14 protein-coding genes are annotated in these 20,061 nt (G+C 48.6%); 13 read left to right on the top strand and 1 reads right to left on the bottom strand.

Annotated elements, in window-relative coordinates:
- Nucleotides 1-69: 69 nt before the first annotated feature.
- The 10 genes from MKX50_RS18735 to MKX50_RS18690 all read left to right on the top strand — a co-directional run bounded on the left by MKX50_RS18735 (nucleotide 70) and on the right by MKX50_RS18690 (nucleotide 15,629).
- Nucleotides 70-822: a tRNA threonylcarbamoyladenosine dehydratase gene (locus MKX50_RS18735; protein WP_055105145.1), complete on the top strand. Its 753-nt coding sequence runs from the start codon at nucleotides 70-72 to the stop codon at nucleotides 820-822.
- Between the two features lie 143 nt (nucleotides 823-965).
- Nucleotides 966-3,119 carry a UvrD-helicase domain-containing protein gene (locus MKX50_RS18730; protein ID WP_339157572.1) on the top strand — a complete coding sequence of 718 codons (2,154 nt, stop codon included), beginning with the start codon at nucleotides 966-968 and terminating at the stop codon, nucleotides 3,117-3,119.
- A gap of 156 nt (nucleotides 3,120-3,275) precedes the next feature.
- Nucleotides 3,276-4,322, top strand: a complete 1,047-nt coding sequence (locus tag MKX50_RS18725; protein WP_339157571.1) for a GntR family transcriptional regulator — start codon at nucleotides 3,276-3,278, stop codon at nucleotides 4,320-4,322.
- A 114-nt stretch (nucleotides 4,323-4,436) separates the two neighbouring features.
- A complete protein-coding gene (locus MKX50_RS18720) occupies nucleotides 4,437-6,908 on the top strand; it encodes a family 43 glycosylhydrolase (RefSeq protein WP_339157570.1) in 2,472 nt (823 codons plus the stop codon).
- A 94-nt stretch (nucleotides 6,909-7,002) separates the two neighbouring features.
- Entirely contained in the window at nucleotides 7,003-8,802 is a 1,800-nt protein-coding gene (locus MKX50_RS18715) for a sensor histidine kinase (protein ID WP_339157569.1), read from the top strand.
- Between the two features lie 13 nt (nucleotides 8,803-8,815).
- A complete protein-coding gene (locus tag MKX50_RS18710) occupies nucleotides 8,816-10,420 on the top strand; it encodes a response regulator (protein WP_339157568.1) in 1,605 nt (534 codons plus the stop codon).
- Nucleotides 10,421-10,648: 228 nt separating this feature from the next.
- Nucleotides 10,649-11,965 carry an ABC transporter substrate-binding protein gene (locus MKX50_RS18705; protein ID WP_339157567.1) on the top strand — a complete coding sequence of 439 codons (1,317 nt, stop codon included), beginning with the start codon at nucleotides 10,649-10,651 and terminating at the stop codon, nucleotides 11,963-11,965.
- A gap of 107 nt (nucleotides 11,966-12,072) precedes the next feature.
- Nucleotides 12,073-12,969, top strand: coding sequence for a sugar ABC transporter permease (locus MKX50_RS18700; RefSeq protein WP_187386455.1), 897 nt, complete (start codon nucleotides 12,073-12,075; stop codon nucleotides 12,967-12,969).
- Between the two features lie 53 nt (nucleotides 12,970-13,022).
- The gene (locus MKX50_RS18695) at nucleotides 13,023-13,799 is read left to right on the top strand and encodes a carbohydrate ABC transporter permease (RefSeq protein WP_339157566.1); all 777 of its coding nucleotides are present in this window, start codon (nucleotides 13,023-13,025) and stop codon (nucleotides 13,797-13,799) included.
- A 69-nt stretch (nucleotides 13,800-13,868) separates the two neighbouring features.
- Entirely contained in the window at nucleotides 13,869-15,629 is a 1,761-nt protein-coding gene (locus MKX50_RS18690; RefSeq protein WP_339157565.1) for a sugar-binding domain-containing protein, read from the top strand.
- A gap of 79 nt (nucleotides 15,630-15,708) precedes the next feature.
- On the opposite strand, the gene MKX50_RS18685 is transcribed toward MKX50_RS18690, so the two are convergent.
- Entirely contained in the window at nucleotides 15,709-16,005 is a 297-nt protein-coding gene (locus MKX50_RS18685) for a CD3324 family protein (protein WP_339157564.1), read from the bottom strand.
- A 410-nt stretch (nucleotides 16,006-16,415) separates the two neighbouring features.
- On the opposite strand from MKX50_RS18685, the gene MKX50_RS18680 reads away from it, so the two are divergent.
- The 3 genes from MKX50_RS18680 to MKX50_RS18670 all read left to right on the top strand — a co-directional run bounded on the left by MKX50_RS18680 (nucleotide 16,416) and on the right by MKX50_RS18670 (nucleotide 19,783).
- Nucleotides 16,416-17,732 (top strand): replication-associated recombination protein A, encoded by a 1,317-nt coding sequence (locus tag MKX50_RS18680; RefSeq protein WP_339157563.1) that lies wholly within the window; start codon nucleotides 16,416-16,418, stop codon nucleotides 17,730-17,732.
- 133 nt (nucleotides 17,733-17,865) lie between these two features.
- A complete protein-coding gene (locus MKX50_RS18675) occupies nucleotides 17,866-19,227 on the top strand; it encodes an Nramp family divalent metal transporter (protein WP_213589590.1) in 1,362 nt (453 codons plus the stop codon).
- 76 nt (nucleotides 19,228-19,303) lie between these two features.
- Nucleotides 19,304-19,783, top strand: a complete 480-nt coding sequence (locus tag MKX50_RS18670) for a GAF domain-containing protein (protein ID WP_213589592.1) — start codon at nucleotides 19,304-19,306, stop codon at nucleotides 19,781-19,783.
- Nucleotides 19,784-20,061 lie beyond the last annotated feature (278 nt).

Genomic DNA, 20,061 nt, shown 5'->3' with positions numbered 1-20,061 from the left:
AAACGGGTACTGCCTCCTGACAGGAAGCCGCAGCCCGTTTCTGCTTCATAAAGGAGGATTGCGGGAAGTATGCTGCATCAGTTTTCACGGACAGAGCTGGCGATCGGAGCCGAAGGTCTTGAAGCCTTGAAGAACAGTACGGTAGCGGTTCTTGGCATCGGCGGAGTCGGCTCAATTGCCGTAGAGGCGCTAGCCCGTACGGGAGTCGGACGCATCATTCTGATCGATAAAGATGTTGTCGATATTACCAATATCAACCGCCAAATCCATGCCCTGACTACGACGATCGGGCAGAAAAAAGCGGATTTGATGTGTGAGCGGGTTAAGCTCATTAACCCGGAATGTGAGACGATTGCGCTAAATATGTTTTATACGGAAGAAACCTACGAGCAGCTGTTCCAATATGACATCGATTACGTATTGGATGCCTCGGATACGATCATGTACAAAATCCATCTCATCAAAGAATGCCTGAAGCGAAAAATTCCGATGCTCTCCAGCATGGGCGCCGCGAATAAAATGGATCCGACCCGCTTCCAGGTAGCGGACATTTCGAAGACCTCGGTCGATCCGATGGCTCGCGTCATTCGCACGAAGCTCCGCAAAGACGGCATCAAGAAAGGGGTTAAGGTTGTATTCTCCACGGAGGATCCGGTTAAGCCTCGTGAGGATGTCACCAAGAAAATTGCCCCGGAGGGCGCGAAAATCCGCAAGGCGAAGCAGCCTCCAGCCAGCAACTCGTTTGTTCCACCCGTCGTCGGCCTAATTATGGTCAGCGTAGCCGTCCGGGAACTGCTCGAAATCAACGGAATCAAGATTTAATGAGACAAAGCGATTTTGCCTTTTTCCATGAAGGCGGTCGCTTTTTGTTTTCCATGGTGGTATAATGTAACTCCTTTTGACTCTGGAAATATAAAATCACTCGCCAGGACAATTGGAACACTAAACCTTAGGAGGTAACTGAAATGACTGATTTTCAAAGTGCCTATCAAGAAGAGAAAGAGTGGCTGGACCGTACCTTGCAGGAGATCGACCGCCAATTGTCAGCTTTGCGAGCCATATCTGTGTATACAGGTCATGATTTTACGGAGCAGGTACTGGAGGCGGGCCGGGAGGAACAGCGGCAGCAGCTGGAGAAATCCGTGCGGGAGCCCTACTTCGGCCGGCTTGATTTTGAGGAACAGGGCCGGAAGCCTGCCTCTCTATATATTGGCAAAGTCGGCGTCAGCGACCCTTCCGGCCAGCAGCCGATTGTCATTGATTGGAGAGCGCCGGTAGCGAGTTTATTTTATTCATTTACAGGCGGGGATTCAGCATCCTATGAAGCGCCGGAGGGCATTATCGAGGGACTTGTCTATTTAAAAAGAAACATCGTCATCCGTCAGCAGATTCTGGAGCGCGTCGTCGATACGTTCAATCGGGAGGACGAGGGTCCCGCGGTGTCGGATGAATTTCTCGTCTATCGGCTAGGCGAAAATAAAGACAACCGGCTGCGTGATATCGTATCGACGATCCAGGCAGAGCAGGATCAAATCATCCGGGCGGCAAAAAACACGGCACTTATCATTCAGGGCGTGGCGGGCAGCGGGAAAACGACAGTAGCGCTGCATCGCTTGGCCTTTTTGCTGTATCAATATAAAGAGCAGATCAAGGCGGAACGCATGGTCATCTTTGCGCCGAACCATATGTTCATCGACTATATTTCCGAGGTGCTGCCAGAGCTCGGCGTTGGCGATATCCAGCAAAGCACGTTCCCGGACTGGGCTGCGGAAATACTTGGGCTGGAGCATCCGCCGGCCGCAAGCCAGAGCGATCTTCACCGGTGGTTCGATGCAGGCCGGTCGGAGCCTGTGCCGGAAAGTGAGCTGCCGGGCCGATTCAAGGGCGCGATGCGCTTCAAGGCGGTGATCGATGCTTTTCTCGCTGACATGGAAGCCTTATGCGTCCCGCAGATCGATTTCGAGCCTTGGGAGGGAACGAAGCTTCCTTATGCCGAGATTATGGCTTGGTTCGAGGGAGAATACAAGCATTATCCTACGGCAAGACGCAAAGAACGGGTTCTGGCCCGGCTGCACCGCTGGATCGAGATGGAGCTGAAGAAAGCACCGTCTGCGGCACAGCTCAAGGAGTGGAAGAAGAAAGCGCAGCAGCGTGAGAAGGCTTATGCCAAGAAGTGGCCGGAGCTTACGCCGCTTTCATTGTACGAGGAGCTTTTTCAACTTAAAAAAAAGGGGAGCATAGGCCTTCCCGACATGTCTGCTGATATTCCCCCGGCCATTTGGCAGGAGACGCGCGGCAACTTGAAGCAGGGCATCGTTAAAGAGGAGGATCTCGCGCCGCTGCTCTATTTATATACGTGCATTCATGAGGTCGAGGGCCAGATGACTTTCGACCATGTTGTCATCGACGAAGCTCAAGATTTCTCTCCCTTCCAAATCGCTGTATTGGACCGCTTTGTCAAAGGGCATTCTTTTACGATACTGGGAGACTTGTCGCAGGGCATTCACTATTATAAAGGGGTGCGTGATTGGCATGAAATGCAGGAGCTGTTCGATTCGGAGGATACAGCTTATTTTGCCCTGACGCGCAGCTACCGCTCGACGATGGAAATCATATCTTTCGGAAACGAAATATTGACCAGGGGAGTCGGCACAGAGCTGCTGGCCGTTCCCGTATTTCGCAGCGGGGAGCCGGTCAAGCTATTGCCTGCGGCGGGAACGGAACGGAGCGGGGCCATCACCGAGGTACTGAAGGCCGTGCTCAAGGGAAGCTACCGGACGACGGCGCTGCTGACGAGGACGCTGCGGGATGCTTCGGAGCTCCATGAATGGCTCGTTCAGGAGGGGATCGAAGCCCATTTGATCGATGGCCGTACCGATCAGTATGCCGGCGGCATATCCGTCCTGCCAGCTTATTTGTCCAAAGGGCTTGAATTTGACGCTGTCATTGTTACGGATGTCGACCGGGAGCATTACTCGCCGGAGGATGCCAAACTGCTCTATGTCGGCTGTACAAGGGCTCTGCACGAGCTCTGGCTGCTGCATGGAGAGGAATTACCTGATTATGTGATCACGGAGAATTCAGAGATGGTCATGAACGTGGTTCGTCCTCTTTCGTAAATTCAGATCGCATGAAAAGGAGTAAGATTTATGCATAGGAAGAGCTGTCTTAAGCAGCTCTTTTTCTATTTTCAACGAAGAAATAGGTCTGATGTTATAATCATTTATATGTCTTTGAGCTAAAGCAGCATGGAACAGGGAGGGAGTGGCTTGCCTATGAAGTCATTACCGCTATACAAGTTGATTCAAGAGGACATCCGGTATTTCATACGGACGGGGCAGCTGAGGCCAGGGGATCGTGTCCCGTCGGAGACAGAGCTCGCCGAGCAGTATCATGTAAGCAAGATTACAACTAAAAATGCTTTGAATGGGCTGGCTGAAGAAGGAATCCTGGTCAGACACCGGGGAAAAGGGACATTTGTCAATCATATCCCCAAGGATATCCCGTCCATGAGCGGTCATAAGGGATTAATTGGGCTCATTCTCCCCAGCATGAAGACAAAGGTAGATCAGCGGATCATCAATGCTATCGAGCAATACGTCCGGAAAAATGGCTATCATCTCCTGATCAAAATTACTCAGGAATCGTCGCTGGAAGAGAGCAGGGCCATCGAGGATTTACTCCAATTAAGGGTAAAGGGGCTTATCATATTTCCGATTGAGCAGGAGATGTATAACAATGATATTTTAAGATTGTCATTGAACCGGTTCCCGCTCGTCCTGATCGATCGTTATCTGAAAGAAATCGAGACTTACAGCGTAAGCGCAGATAATGTGGATGGCTCCTATCAGGCGGTTAAGCATCTCATTAGCCGAGGGCATCAGCAAATCGCTTTTGTAACGATGGAAGTGACCAATTCGGTAACGGCGGACCGGGCGCTGGGATTTGAGAAGGCGTTCCTTGAACGAAACCTGCCGATCAATAAAAATTTGTGGTGTGTGGTGAGCATAGCTGATGTGGCTTCGGGAAAAGGAAGCTCCAAGATTCAGGAATTTCTAAGAAACCACCCTGAAATTACGGCGATTTTCACTGGAAATGCAGAACTCACCCACATGACGCTTCGGGCGATAAAACATATGAATCTGCCCAATGAGCAACGCCCGGAACTGATTAGTTTTGACCAGTCCGATTTAGCAGAAGTGAGCTACATCAAGCAAAATGTCGAGGAAATGTGCAAAGTTACTGTGGAGCTCCTGCTGGAGCAGATTCACGGGACATACCTCCCCAGAAGGATAGCCATACCTGTTATTCTATTTCATTAAAAGAACAGTCATTTCAATTATATACTCTATAAGATATAAAAAACTTCAAGGAGTGATGATAAGATGACGATAAAATAGAAAGCGATTACATTCGCCTGTGGGAGGAAGGACGCTATGAGAAAATATTTAAAGATTTTGCTTGTTCTAATGGTTGGATGCCTAATTTTGCCGGCTTCGTTGGCGCAGGCCTACCAGAATCCTCAGACACTCAGCAATGAATGGGAAACTTATGGTTCCGGTGATCCTTATATTTTGAAATTCAAAGGCGATTATTATTTGTACGTCAGCACCAAGGACTCTGAGACAGGCATTAAAGCCTGGAGCTCGCCGGACTTAGTGAACTGGACTTATGCCGGACTTGTGGCAACGGACCCGGTTACGAAAGGGGCTTACGCGCCGGAGGTTATTTATTGGAATGGCTACTTCTATATGTATACCTCTCCGGGCGGAAACGGCCATTACGTGCTGCGCAGCGAAAGCCCTACAGGGCCTTTCACCGTTCAGACCCCCAATAAAGGATTGAGTATTGACGGGCATGTATTTATTGATGACGATGGACAGTGGTATTTCTACCGCGCTGAACACGGCCAGATGGTCGCTCATCCGATGAGTGATCCTTATACTTTTGGAGCCGGGCATCAAACTGGCGCATCGATCGGCGGAGGCTGGACAGAAGGGGCTACCGTCATTAAGCGGAACGGAAAATACTATATGACATACACCGGAAACCATGTTCATAGTCCGGCTTACCGGATCGATTATGCGGTGAGCAGTAATCCTTTAACGGGATTTGAACCTGCCAGCAAGCAGAATCCCGTCGTCCTCTCAACCGAGGGGCCAATGATTGGACTGGGCCATAATGGGTTAGTCACCGGCCCGGATCTGGATTCGCTCTATATGTTCTACCATAATTGGAAGGGCTACACGCCTGAAGGCTGGCCGATTCGAAGTATTAATATGGATCGTGTCGTATGGAACGGGGACAAAATGCTCGTCCTAGGCCCTACGGCAACATCGCAGCCCGACCCGGATATGCCGGATTTTCATGACCGCTTTAACAGAACGGCTATCGGCTCGAACTGGTACAATGTAAATGGCGGGCATTGGGGCATCTATAACCAGGAGTTAATGTGGCAGGATAGTATGGGCTCTACGGCGGCGCATAAACAAATTACGAACGCGGCGACGGATGCGAATTATACGGCAGAATTCCATATGAAGCAAATGAATCGAGGAACAAGCGCCTCCCCGCGTTACGGAGCTACGTTTTCTTATGTAAATGAAGATAATTACGGCGTGGCGATGCTGAGCGAATTGCATAACCGCCTGGAAGTCAATTTTGTCGTAGATGGCGTGTCTCAAGGATGGGTCTATGCTTCACTGCCTTCCGGGTTTGATTATAGCAAGTGGCATAGCATTCGGGTCGAGAAATCAGGGAACGAATTCCGAATCTACGTGGATCAGATGCTGAAGATCGTACAAAGCGCCAATCTTGGCGGTGGTCAGGTCGGCTATTTAACCGAAGATACGCATGCTGACTTTGCTTATGTCGCATTCAGCAACAAAGTGGACGGCAGTAACGCTTGGGATGCGTATAAGCCCGTCCCTGGCAAAGTGGAAGCGGTTCACTATATGAGCGGTGGCGAAGGAATCGCTTATCATGATACAACCGCAAATAATCTGGGCGGCGAATATAGAAAGGACGCGGTAGATATCCGTGTTAATCCGGAAGGCGGCTATAACGTAGGCTGGAACCAGTCCGGGGAATGGTTAAAGTACAAGGTAAATGTGGCTTCAACGGGAGCTTATGACGTTACGTTTCGAATGGCAACCACCATGGATGGCGTACAAATCAGATTATGGGACGGAACGACGGATTTAACCGGTATTGTGCAAATCCCTAATACTGGCGGCTGGGATGAATGGCGCTCGATCACGGTGAAGGGCATACCTCTAACGCAAGGCTTAAGAGAATTACGCGTTGAATTTGTGACGGGTGAGGCCGACTTCGCCAGTATGGAATTCCAGCATCATGCAAGCGTACCTCATCTGACCGATAACTTTGATGGGAGCAAGAGCGGCGACTGGAAGCAATGGGAGGGAAGCTGGTCTGTCAGCGGCGGACTGTATCACTCCGCAGGCGGCACATTTGCCAAGGCAACAATTGGCAATGATCATTGGGCGGACTATACCGTGGAAGCGGATATTCGCATGAACGAGGGCGGAGGAGACTCGGGGATCATTGTCCGCGGTACCAATCCGGCAAATGGGCTGGAGCTTGGGCAAGGCAATGCCGATTTCATGCAGGGGTATTATGCCTACATCAAAACGGATGGAGTGTATCTCGGTAAACAAAATTACAACTGGAGCCCGTTAACGGGTGTGAATCTGGCTCTGTCCACAGGTACATGGCATAAAATGAAGGTAGTCGTTCAGGGAACGAATATTAAGGTGTACGTAGGTGATATGAACGTTCCGAAAATTGATTATAACGATTACTCGGAAACGGCATTTACTCATGGAAAAGCGGGGTTAAGAACGGCTCATCAGAGTACGTCGTTTGATAACTTCACGGTCTATCCTTAATTATAGTTCTATAGTTCTGAAATAGTGGAAGAAGGATCCTGCCATACGGCTGGGTCTTTCTTTGTTCGTATCGAAGCAGGTGGAGATGATAACGATGAGATTAGGCAAAGGCTGGCGGTATTTGCGAACGAGCATAAAATACAAATGGATTCTGCTGCTCATGGCGATGACATTAATCCCTTTGTTTATATTGGGGCTGGTTTCTTATTCTATTTCTAAAGATGCTATTGACAAGAAAGTGGCAGAGTCCTCGAAGCAGTTGATCAGACAGACAGGGGAAAATATCGATATCCGCTTCTCCGGGTACAAGGATATGCTGATGCAGGTGATTACGAACACGGAAGTTATGTCTTTGCTGGATAAGCTGCAGCAGCGTGATGAAAGCATTGTGGAACATCTCACGCTGACTACCAAGCTGGCTTACTTCACGGCGGTCTCTCCAGAGTTCAAATCGATTTCGTTTATTACGGATGCTCAGTATATTAAGGGGATTTTTCGCTGGGAGGATCTTGAAGCTCATCAGGCTGATTTCTATGAGCGGACGATGGCCAAGCGGAATTCTTATGTCTGGTTCCCCACTAGACTAGGACAGTATTCGGATACGGCGGACAATCATGAGGAGCTGGTCTTCTCTCTGGCCAAGCAGGTATTCAACATTTATGATGGCCGGCAGATGGGCATGGTGGTGGTGCTCGATATCCGGGAAGAGATGCTTAGCGATATTTTAAGTAAAAATACAGACAGTGAGCTTTCTACAGAAAGCTTCGTAATCGATCAGAATGGAATCATTTTATCGCATGCGGACAAATCCATGCTGATGACGCCGATGAACCTCTATTTTCAAAATGACACGGGGGCAGCTATTCAGGACGGGGTGAAGGAAGGCAGCTTTGTGGCCAGGTACAAAGGGAAAGAGGTTATGGTGAACTACCAGCAGCTAAAGAGCAACGATTGGAAGGTTGTACATATTATAGAACGGTCCAGTTTATATAAGGATTCGAATCAAGTGATAAAAGTAATCGCTATGATCATGATATTGTGCGTATTGTTCTCGATCATTACGGCCTATGCCATGGCATCGTCTGTCTCCAAACCCTTAAAAGAGATGGTGAAGGCGATGAAGCAGGTTCATCTCGGCAATCTAGCGACACGGATTCGCATCAACGAGGACAGAAGCGATGAAATTGGCAGTTTACAATATCATTTTAATGATATGGTGGGGAGAATTGAAGAATTGGTGGAAGCGGTATATGTAGAGCAGAACAATAAAAGAATTGCCGAAGTAAAAGCCCTGGAGGCGCAAATCAACCCGCATTTTCTCTATAACACACTGGATGCGATCAAATGGACGGCGTTGTTCCAGAAAGCAAATAATACGGCGGAAATGGCCCGGTTATTATCCCGCTTGCTGCATATCAGTATCGGAAAAGGAAGCGATACGGTTCTTGTTCAAGAGGAACTGGAGCATGTCGAATGTTATATGGGAATTCAAAATTTGCGCACCACTACGCCGATTGAAGTGAATTATGAAATTGAAGATAAGGTGAAGATGTATCGGACGCCCAAAGTTATTTTGCAGCCGATTGTGGAGAATGCGGTGCTGCATGGATTTGCGGATCAGCCGCAGGGGGCTGTGATTACGATTCGCTGCAGGCAGGAGGGAAATCGTCTATTATTCGAAATTATAGACAATGGCCTTGGCTTTGAGGATGAGGTTCATTTCGGCGGTCTGGTACCCGATGATTTACCGAAAGGAGCTTTTTTCCTAGGGGTTGGTCTTGCGAATGTAGCGGAGCGAATCAAGCTGATTTGCGGGGAAGAGTACGGTCTTGCTATAAACAGCAAGCCTGGTAAGGGAACTGTTGTGGTTATTACGCTGCCAATACTAGAGTAATCAGGGGGACAATATGTACAAAGTACTGATCGTTGATGATGAGCATTTCGTCCGATATGGAATTAAAGCGATGATAGACTGGGAAAGTATAGGGTTCGATGTCGTGGGTGAAGCGAGCAACGGCACGGAAGGGCTGCTTGTTTTTGAGGAATTGGCGCCAGATGTCGTCATATCCGATATCAAAATGCCTGTCATGGATGGGATCGAGTTTGTCAGTCAGGTCAGGGCATTGGATCGGCAGGTCAAGCTGATTCTGCTGACTTGCCTTGACGATTTTGAGTATGCTCAGAAGGCAATACGTCTTGGGATTACAGATTATTTGATCAAGTCCGATATTATGCCCAAGGATTTGGAGCAGGTGATGATGAATCTGAAGACCGTTCTGGACGAGGCTCAATATGCTGCTGGTCATTCCCCGGGTAAGCAAGCGCACGAGGAATCGAATAAGGATCGCGTTACCAAAGAAGCATTGCTAATGGGGCTGGCACACGGCACGATTTTAGAGGCCCACATCACCGAGGAGAAACTGCAAGCAGCAGGCCTGACTCCCTGCAAGACTCCTCGAATCTTACTGTATATCGGGATCGATGATTTGGAGAAGCTGAGAAGTCGCCACTCAGAAGATGAGATCATTATGCTCCATACCAGGGGGATTGAAGCGACTAGGGAAATATGCTCCTTCGGTTCGGAGGATAACGAAATTATCTCTGGAAGCACGGGGCTGTGGACTGTACTGTGCAAAGGTATTTCTGCTGATGCGGCAGAGGAATTGGCGCAGCGGGTCATCTCGCGAATCTCTGACGAATTAGGATTATCGGTAACCCTTGGAGTGAGCAGTCCGTTCTATACCTTGCTAGAGCTCCGGAATGCTTATTTAGAGGCTGAGCATCGCTATCGGCTGAAGCTGTTTATCGGATGCGGCATCGTGATAGGCCAAGAATTTGTATATGAAACTGACATTGCGGCGAAGCCGGTTCCGGTGATGAACAAGAAGCTGAATGATTATTTGTATTCCTTGGATCGTGAAGCGATGCAGCAGTATCTTGTGGATACCTTCGATCATGTAAAGACAAGGCTCGACTATGAAGGCGTGCATCTAATATCTATTGAACTGCTGCTGAATTTGACCAATATGTATTTGGAATTATCCCATGATCATGAATGGCTGTATGAACGGAAGAAGGAATTGTTTGACCAGATTAAGCAGCTTGAGACGCTGGAGGAGATTATAGCGTGGTTCGTGCAGATCTATGCAGAACTGATCCAGAATATGCGGGCCGTCTATTCAAGTGATCAAGGAAGCATTGCGAAGGCCATTCAGTACATCGAGCAGAACTATGATCAAGATCTGTCGCTCCAAGTGCTAAGCCAGCATGTTCATCTTAGTAAAAATTACTTCTCCAACTTGTTTAAGCGGGAAATGGGCGAAGGGGTCATCGACTATATTACCAAAGTTCGGCTTGAGCGTGCCAAAGCCTTGCTCCGCAATACAGATCTTAAGAGCAGTGAGATCGGCATATTGGTCGGCATATCCGACTCGAAGTATTTCTCCAAACTGTTTAAAAAAATGACAGGCGCAACACCAAGCGAATACAGGGATGGGATGAAGTCCATGTAAGTCATCTGTAAATTTTACACGGATAGAGAGAAATATTGCACCATAAAGATCGGATATGAGAATCGTGCAATGAAAACCTTATTTTTTACGATAGATCACGTAGTTTATTCCGTTTGAATGACTGTCGCTTTATTCTAATATGAAATTCAAGAACAGAATGAATGCGCTTGCATGACAGGCGGGTTAGAAGAAGCTGTTCTAAACCTATACAAGAAAAGGGGATACGCCATGGCTAGAAAGAACAGGTTCACGACAATGTTATTCTTGATGCTTGTGATCGTGCTGATTGCAGCAGGCTGCTCCAGCAAAGGGAACAGTCCAGCCAACTCGGGAAAGGCAGCGGAGACGAATAACGGCCCAGGCGGCAGTGGGACTGGCGGGGCGGTCGAAATAACGTTTTGGAATCTATTTGGGGGCGGGGAAGGCGATTTTGTCGATCAGATCGTAGACGGTTTTAACGGCTCTCAGCAAGAGGTTAAGGTCAAAACGCTGCGGCTGGAATCGGGTGAGTATTATGCCAAGTTCGGTACAGCACTCGCTTCCGGCAAAGGCCCGGATGTAGCGGTAGCTCATGCTGACCGGCTTGCACCTTTTGTTAAGGCGGGTCAATTGAGCGCGCTGAATGAGCTGACGGAGAAGGCCGGCTTTGATTTCAGCGAAATTACGGATAGCAACGTGGAAAGCGTCAGCTATGACGGAATTCCCTATGCCGTTCCTATCGATACCCATTTCCACATGTTCTACTACAATAAAGATTTGCTTGGGGAGGCCGGGCTGCTAAATGAGGATGGCACACCGCGGTTTGGCGAGATTTCTCCTGAAGGCTTCAAGCAATTCCTGACAGAGATCAAGAGCAAGGTTCCAGGGGTAACACCGTTTAGTGTGAATACGCCGTACTTTCATGAGCCCTTCTACAATTTATATTATCAGGCTGGCGGCAGTATTTTGACGGATGATCTGAGTCAAGCCGACATCAACAATGAGAAAGCCATAGACGTACTGAAATTTTATTTGGATCTCTATGATCAGGGTCTTAGCGATATTAACGACAAGACGCCTTGGGATACATTCCATAGCGGAAAATCCGCGACATGGTTTGGCGGCGTGTGGGAAGCGGGCTGGCATCTTGGGGAAGAAGGCCTGAATGTCGGCATTACCTCGATTCCTCCGATCTTCGGCAGCGAGACGCATTGGGCAGCCTCCCATACTCTCGTTATTCCTGAATATGTGACGGAAGAGAAGCAGGTTGCTGCAATGAAATTTATGAAGTATTTTACGCTTGAGGGCGGGAAAATTTGGGCGCAAGCGGGTCATGTTCCAGCAGCGAAGGCGGTCACTGCCAGTGATGAATACATGAACCTTCCGTATCGGGAAGAGTTTGTCGCCTCGCAAAAAACGGTCAAGCATGCACCTAAGACGGATCGGTACAATGCGATCGATACGGTGGTGAAGGATGTGCTTCAGGCTGTTATTTTTAAAACGATGACGCCGGAAGATGGGGTAAAGGGCATGGAGAAGGATATTAACGAAATTCTTCAAAATTAAGAGTAAGGTGGCGAGATGAAACCGTATCTGATGATGCGGTTTCATTCCTTAAACCTTGATAGCGGGCTTGGTTCCGCAGTTCCGCATCGCGTTGGAGGAGGATGACCGTGAAAGCTCAGCAAGCAGCAAGCGGGTGGAAAAGGCAATTGAAAAATGAGTTTTCAGCCATTGCATTTCTAGCCCCATTTTTAATTCCGCTTCTTGTTTTCTATATTTGGCCATTGCTTAGAGGCGCTTATATTAGTCTTCATTCCTGGACGATTCTGGGGATGGAGAAGTATGTGGGCTTCAATAATTATACAAAAATATTGACGAACAGCGATTTTTATAAATATTTATGGAACAGCCTGTATTTTGTCATTTTAGTCGTTCCGATCATTATTTCGCTCGGTCTGTTGCTGGCTCTGTTAATTCACCGCAAGATTCCGTTTCAGACGATGTTCCGATCGATTTACTTTCTGCCATACGTACTTTCCGTTTCTGTCATTAGCTTTATTTGGCTCCGAATGTTCGATTCCAAGCATGGACTCGTCAATGTCATCCTGGAGACTCTAGGGTTATCCTCAGTTCACTGGCTTACCAGTCCTAATGCGGCTTGGTGGTCCATTGTCATTGCTACGGTGTGGTGGACGGTCGGCTTTGTCATGGTATTGTTCCTGGCAGGGCTGCAGGAAATATCCCAGGAGCTCTATGAGGCTGCTGATATTGACGGCGCGTCTTCGTTTCATAAATTCCGGTTCATTACGCTTCCGGGTTTATCTTCTGTGATGAAGGTGCAAATCTTTTTTCAAATCATCGCGGGCTTAAAGCTGTTCGGGCAGGTTCAGATAATGACCAATGGCGGACCCGGGGATACGACGAATACGATCATCCGTTACATCTATGTGACGGGATTCAAGAAGGATATGTTCGGGCTTGCAGCCGCACAATCGACGTTGTTTTGTATTTTTATGCTGTTGATTGCCGCGGTTCAATACATGGTTGTTAACAGAAAAGAGTCGTAAATGGAGAGTGAATAGAGGTGGCGCGAACAGCGATATATAGTTTAACCGTCATATTGGCAGTCATATTTGTAATTCCTTTAGTTTGGATGTTTGTCGTTTCCTTGAAGCCCGAAGGCGTATCCGCGATTACGGTGGCAGAGTGGACGGACTTCTCAGACTTAACGATTAGCAACTATGCCAAGGTATTAACCGAATCGCAAATTTTGAGATGGACCTGGAATAGCTTCGTGATCGGAGCCGTAACTACATTGATTACCGTGATCATTAGCTCGTTAGGGGCCTTTGCTTTTTCACGCAAAAAGTTTAGATCCAAAGGGTTCTTATTTATTTTATGCGTGTCCGGACTACTCATTCCGACGGAAGCGATGTTGATTCCTTTATACGAGACGGTCTTAAGCATCGATTTGCTGGATAATATGTGGGGTATTATTTTGCCCAGCCTGACGAATCCGCTTGGACTGATCTTGATTAAGCAATTTATGGATGGGCTGCCGAAGGATTATATGGAAGCAGCACAAATTGACGGGGGGCGGGATTTCCGCTTATGGTGGTCGATCTATATGCCTCTAACGCGTTCAGCCATGATTGCAATTGGTATTTTCTATTTCATTATGTCCTGGAATAATTTCATCTGGCCGTATATCGCGATTAATTCCGAAGAAAACATGGTGCTGTCTACAGGCTTGCCGACCTTCCTATCGAATAATGTGCTGCATGTGAACACGATTATGGCAGCCAGTGCGATCGCTGCTATTCCTACGATGATTGTTTATATTTTTCTCCAGAAGCATATCGTCCAGGGTGTATCTATGACAGGGGTTAAGGGTTGACGCCTAAATCAGTTGCTTAAGGGACATAGCATGAGATCAGAACTAGGATGAAGGAGTAGATGAGAGACAATGGGAACACAGATGTATATCAAGGATTATCCAAGACCGCAATTCATAAGGACGGACTGGGTTAATTTGAATGGCGAGTGGAGCTTCGGATTCGATGATGAAAACATGGGTGAACGCTTGGGATGGCCAAAGAAGTTCGGGGGTGATCGCCAAATTACTGTTCCTTTCACTTATGAAACCAGAGCTAGCGGTATTGGCGAAGAAGAGCATCATTCTAATGTATGGTACCATCGAATGCTGGATATTCCGGCCGAGAAAGCGGGCAGGCGAGTCATACTGCACTTCCAAGCGGTTGATTATATCGCCAAGGTTTGGGTGAATGGGGAGTATGTTGGACAGCACCAAGGAGGCTATTCCGCATTTTCCTTCGATATTACCTCCTATATCGTTTGCGGAGATGCCAACAGCTTGACGGTCAAGGTGGAAGACAGCATGGATGCTGCCCAGCCGCGGGGGAAGCAGCGTTGGGAGCAGAATAGCTTCGAGTGCTTCTATGTGCAGACGACGGGAATCTGGCAGTCGGTATGGCTGGAATACGCAGCGCCTACGTATATCGATCAAGTGAAAATAACCCCGGACGTCGACGATTGGAAGGTGAGGTTCGAATATCAAATGAACGGCGATTGGCCGGCCGCAGATATGTGGCTGGAAACGATCGTCAGCTTGAAGGGGAAGCAGGTTAAAAAGGTCGGCTTGGCGATGGATCGAAGCTGGCTCCAGTTGGAGGTTGACCTGATTCATGAAGTGAACGGCCCCTGGAAGATGAGCTGCTGGACGCCGGACCATCCGAATTTGTATGACGTTGAGTTTATTTTGTACCGCGGCCAGGAGAAGATAGATCATGTCTATTCCTATTTTGGCATGCGGAAAATTTCCACCAAAGCCGGACAGGTATTGCTTAACAACGAACCGATCTACCAGCGGCTTGTTCTGGATCAAGGCTATTGGCCGGAGAGCCATCTTACTCCGCCTTCGGACGAAGCCATCATCCAAGATATCGATGCGATTCTGGAGATGGGTTACAACGGCGTACGAAAGCATATGAAAGTAGAGGATGCCCGTTTTCTGTACTGGTGTGATGTGAAGGGGCTGCTCGTATGGTCGGAGATGGCAGCAACATTCGAGTTTAACGACAATGCGATTCAGAGATTTACCAACGAATGGATGGAGGTAGTGCGGCAGTATTATAATCATCCATGCATTGTGGTGTGGGTTCCATTTAATGAATCCTGGGGGATCATGCAAATTGCCAAGGACAGAAAGCAGCAGTCTTTCACGGAGGCCATCTATCATCTCACCAAAGCTTATGATCCTTACCGGCTTGTCGTATCCAATGACGGCTGGGAGCATACGGTGTCGGATCTCATAACGCTTCATGATTATGTAGAGTCAGGGGAAGAGTTCCTGCAGCGTTACAAGGATAAAGAGAAGATTATAGGAAACGAAATCGCCTTTAACAAGAGGAAATATGCCTTTGCCGATGGTTATTCCTACAGCGGGCAGCCGATCATTGTCAGTGAATTCGGCGGCATTGCCTTTAAAAATGAGGCGGGTTGGGGTTACGGCCATCAGGAGTCCTCAGAAGAATCATTCGTGGCAAGACTAAAAGCGATACACCATGCTATTAAGAATACAGATTATATTGCCGGGTATTGCTATACACAGATTACAGATGTGCAGCAGGAGATGAATGGGCTGCTGACGGAGTCGCGAAAGTTAAAAGTACCCATGGAAGTTATAAAGGAGATGAACCAATCCTAGTTTGTTGGGAACAGACATCAGGAGCTGCTCATTAGAATTCTAATGGGGCAGCTCCTGATTTCGTAATATGGAGTCTTGGCTAGCATGAGGGTGTTGTTTCCTTCTGGACGGTGCGCATCTTGGCCAGTATTTTGCGAATGCTCTCGTCTGAGAGGTAGTACATCTCGGCTAAATCTCTAACCGATAGGCCTGAACGATGCTTCCGAAATATTTCCTCATTCCGATTGGCAATCGTTGTGCGGGAACCGCTGAGCTCTCCCCAGGAAGCACGGCTTTGCTCCGGCTTGGGGATGTAGAGAAGCTCACCTTGAATATGGCGCTGCAATTCCTTCAGCAATCGGGGGGGAAGCACATCCTTCCCATTTTTGTAGCTCACGGTCATGTTCCTCCTTGTTTCGATGTGCTCGATCTAGTTCAAGAACGAAATAAGTCTGCATGATCGTAATCCCCCTTTCGCAATAATTGATTTCATCATTATCGTCATTTCATAAATAGCTGGCTATATCTTAACATATTTTCACAGCAACGAAAATAAGGGGGCTATACAGCCCCCTTGCTTGAGGTTTCCGCTTACGCGGAAACCACCTCACTCACTGAAATCACATTCATCAGCCCCCTTTCCAGTGATTCGTCGGCCCGACATCTATATTAACTCATATTCCGCCTTGGGAAGAAAGCGAAAGAATGATTTTAAATGTTTTGTACCCGATCATGTTTTATGTCCCAATATGGTAAAATGGTGTTTAGGTTTAGGCTGTCATTATGAGTCATAAGGAAGTGAACTCCATGGATTTGTTCTCATACCAGCAAAGCTCGAGCCCTGCCGGCAGGCTGCTTGCCGACCGGATGAGGCCGACGACGCTGGATGAATATATCGGGCAGGAAGACATCGTGGGGCCCGGCAAGCTGCTGCGCAGGGCGATTGAAGCGGACCAGGTATCTTCGATTCTGCTGTATGGCCCCCCCGGCTGCGGGAAGACAACGCTTGCTCATATTATTTCCAATCATACGCAAGGAGAGTTTGTAAGGCTGAATGCCGTAGATGCTTCCGTAAAGGATGTGCGGGAAGTGATCGAGAAGGCTCACAACGATAAGTCCTTCTATGGAACGAAAACAATTCTGTTTCTGGATGAGGTGCACAGATTTAACAGCTCGCGGCAGGATGCGCTGCTTCCAGCTGTAGAAAAGGGGACGATTACTTTTATCGGGGCGACGACGGAGAACCCGTTCCATTATGTGAACGGGGCTTTGATGAGCCGCTCGACCTTGTTCCAGCTGCAGCCCTTGACGAAAGAGCATTCGCTCATTGCGATGAAGCGGGCTTTGACCGATAAGGAAAAAGGGTTAGGCTTTATGCACCTTGAAGTGGATGAGGAGGCGCTGCTGCATATCGCGGCGATGGCGAACGGGGATATCCGCCGGGCATTGAATGCGCTGGAGCTGGCAGCGATGACGACTCCTCCGCGGCAGGATGGATGTGTCCACATTACTTTGGAGGTGGCGGAGGAATCGATCCGGCGTCCGCTAGTTAAGGCGGATGAGTCGACACAATACGACGTGCTGTCGGCGTTCCACAAAAGCATCCGCGGCTCCAGCGATGCAGCGCTGTTCTGGTTCCTGTACGCCGTGGAGAAGCTGGGGATGGACCCTATGACCTTCATCCGGCGGCTGATTGCCGCAAGCAGCGAGGATATCGGCCTGGCGAATCCCCAAGCGATGGTTCAGGCAGTGAGCGCGCTGGAGGCGTATCGGAATAACGGCTGGCCGGAGGCGAAGCTGAACATCGCCCAGGCGATTCTATTTGCGGTAGAGAGCCCGAAATCCAATGCTGTGACCACAGCGATCTCCAAAGCGATGACGGCCATCGAGGATGTGAGATCGGCGGAGGTGCCTCTGCATTTGCGGGATACCCACTACAAGGGGTCCGAAAAGCTGGGACATGTCGGCTACAAATATCCGCATGATTATCCGGGGCACTATGTGAAGCAGGATTATCTGCCGCCGAATTTGGCGAAGCGGAAGTTCTATGAGGCGACGGAGCAGGGGAATGAGAGCAAAATCCGCCATAACCAGCAAATTCGGCAGTCGAAGGACATGCAGTAGGACAGATACGATCCAATGTACGAATTTGTACTATCAGTCGAAGCACCGTCGGGTGCTTCGGTTTTTTTGACGTTTTTGGCGCAAAATAACTTGTATTCTATAAATCTACATTTTTTCAGAAAGTGGTGAAATAATGAATGGTCCGTCGAAGGGATCGGATGATGCTGCCGAGGGATGGCTGCGGCAAAGTTCGAATATAAGTCTGGAGGAAGTGAACAGTTCGATCAAAATCCCAAAGGACGCCAAGTTCTGGAGAAAATTTTTCGCCTTTGCCGGCCCAGGGTCTTTAGTAGCTGTAGGTTATGTCGATCCTGGTAACTGGGCGACCTCCATTGCAGGCGGGGCGCGTTTCGGCTACACTTTGCTTTCCGTCATTCTTATTTCTAACTTGATTGCCATGCTGCTGCAATCCTTGTCAGCGAAGCTGGGCATTGTGACAGGACGGGATTTAGCCCAGGCCACAAGAGATGCGGTCGGGAAGAAAACCTCCTTCGCTTTATGGATTCTCACAGAATTGGCGATCGTGGCAACGGACTTGGCCGAGGTGATCGGCTCTGCCATCGCGCTTAATTTGCTGTTTGGCATCCCGTTACTGCTGGGCATTTTGATTACAACGCTTGACGTGCTGCTGTTACTGCTGCTGCAGAAGAAAGGGTTCCGCATTATTGAATCGATCGTCATCGTATTAATGGTAACGATATTCGGCGTGTTTGTATTTGAGGTCATCGTCTCGAAGCCGCAAGTGTCTGCCTTATTGGGCGGTTATGTGCCGAAGCTGGAAATCGTTACAAATCCGGAAATGCTGCTGATCTCTCTGGGGATCCTGGGAGCGACGGTAATGCCTCATAATCTGTACTTGCATTCCGCCATCGTGCAAACCAGACAATACGAGCGGACCAGGGAAGGACGAAAGGAGGCGCTGAAATATTCCGTATTGGATTCGAATATTTCATTAATTATTGCTTTTTTGATTAACTCAGCCATTTTAATTCTTGGCTCTGCTGCTTTTTACGGTACAAGTATGGATGTTTCCGAGCTTGAAAGAGCTTATGAGTTGTTGAGCCCTACGGTCGGAGTAGGCATCGCCAGCACGTTGTTTGCAGTCGCATTGCTGGCCTCCGGCCAGAACTCGACGATTACCGGAACGCTAACGGGCCAGATCGTGATGGAAGGATTTGTGCATTTGCGGGTGTCCCCTTGGCTTCGCCGGATAATTACCCGATTAATCGCCGTCGTCCCAGCCTTTATTGTGACGTGGCTCGCCGGATCGAAAGGAACGGGGGAACTCCTTATTTGGAGTCAGGTCGTGCTTAGCCTGCAGCTGCCTTTCGCCGTTATTCCACTAGTATTGTTTACGAGCGACAAAAGGAAAATGGGTGAGTTCGCGAACGGAACCTGGGTTAAAGCATTATCCTGGTTTTGTACGGCCGTCATTTTAGTCTTGAATGTTTTCCTCGTCACATATATCATCATAACCGGACATGATTTAGGTTAATCGATCTGGATCCACGTGATCCACGAATAAAGAGGAGCCGATACAGAGATTAGATTACAAAAGGAGTGGAAATGCCATGTTCGTATCCGAAAAATATGCTGGAACCCGTGAAGAGCAGTATTCCGTCGTCAAGTCGCAGCTGCGGACGCTGCTGGAAGGAGAGCCTAACCGAGTAGCCAATCTCGCTAATGCGGCGGCGCTGCTGAATCAATTTCTGGAGCAAATCAACTGGGTTGGCTTTTACTTGTATGAAGATGGCGAACTCGTATTGGGTCCGTTTCAAGGGCTGCCGGCCTGCATCCGGATTCCGCTGGGCAGGGGGGTATGCGGAACAGCGGCCATGCAGCGCACAACTGTGCTGGTGGATGATGTCGAACAGTTTCCCGGCCATATTGCCTGCGATGCCGCTTCCCGTTCGGAAATTGTCGTACCGCTAATCAAGGACGGCGAGCTGCTTGGCGTCCTGGATATCGACAGCCCGATTACCAGCCGGTTTGATGAGCTGGACCGCGAGCAGCTGGAGCAATTTGTGGAAGAACTTGTGCGCCATCTGTAATGGCCGCCAGAAAAACGGAAGAAGGGACGTCTCCAAAGTGAACCTAGATGACTGAGGGCTCCCATCTTAAGCACCTCTATATAAACTGTCGGACACGAAGCTAAACAGGGATGTAGACTACTAAATGGAAATCATGTATTTAATTATGCTCGATACGAATATTTCAGGGAATTAGATGGATTTGATGCACCAAAAATCAAGAATCCAGCCCAGGATGACCTTCTTCCCTCCCGCTAATGACATGAAATCCATTTAATTCTATATTCCTTTCTTAGTCG

Origin of the sequence: Paenibacillus sp. FSL W8-0186 (genome assembly GCF_037969765.1) — a bacterium.
GTDB classification, from domain to species: domain Bacteria; phylum Bacillota; class Bacilli; order Paenibacillales; family Paenibacillaceae; genus Fontibacillus; species Fontibacillus woosongensis.
This window is presented reverse-complemented; position numbering and strand designations above follow the sequence as displayed.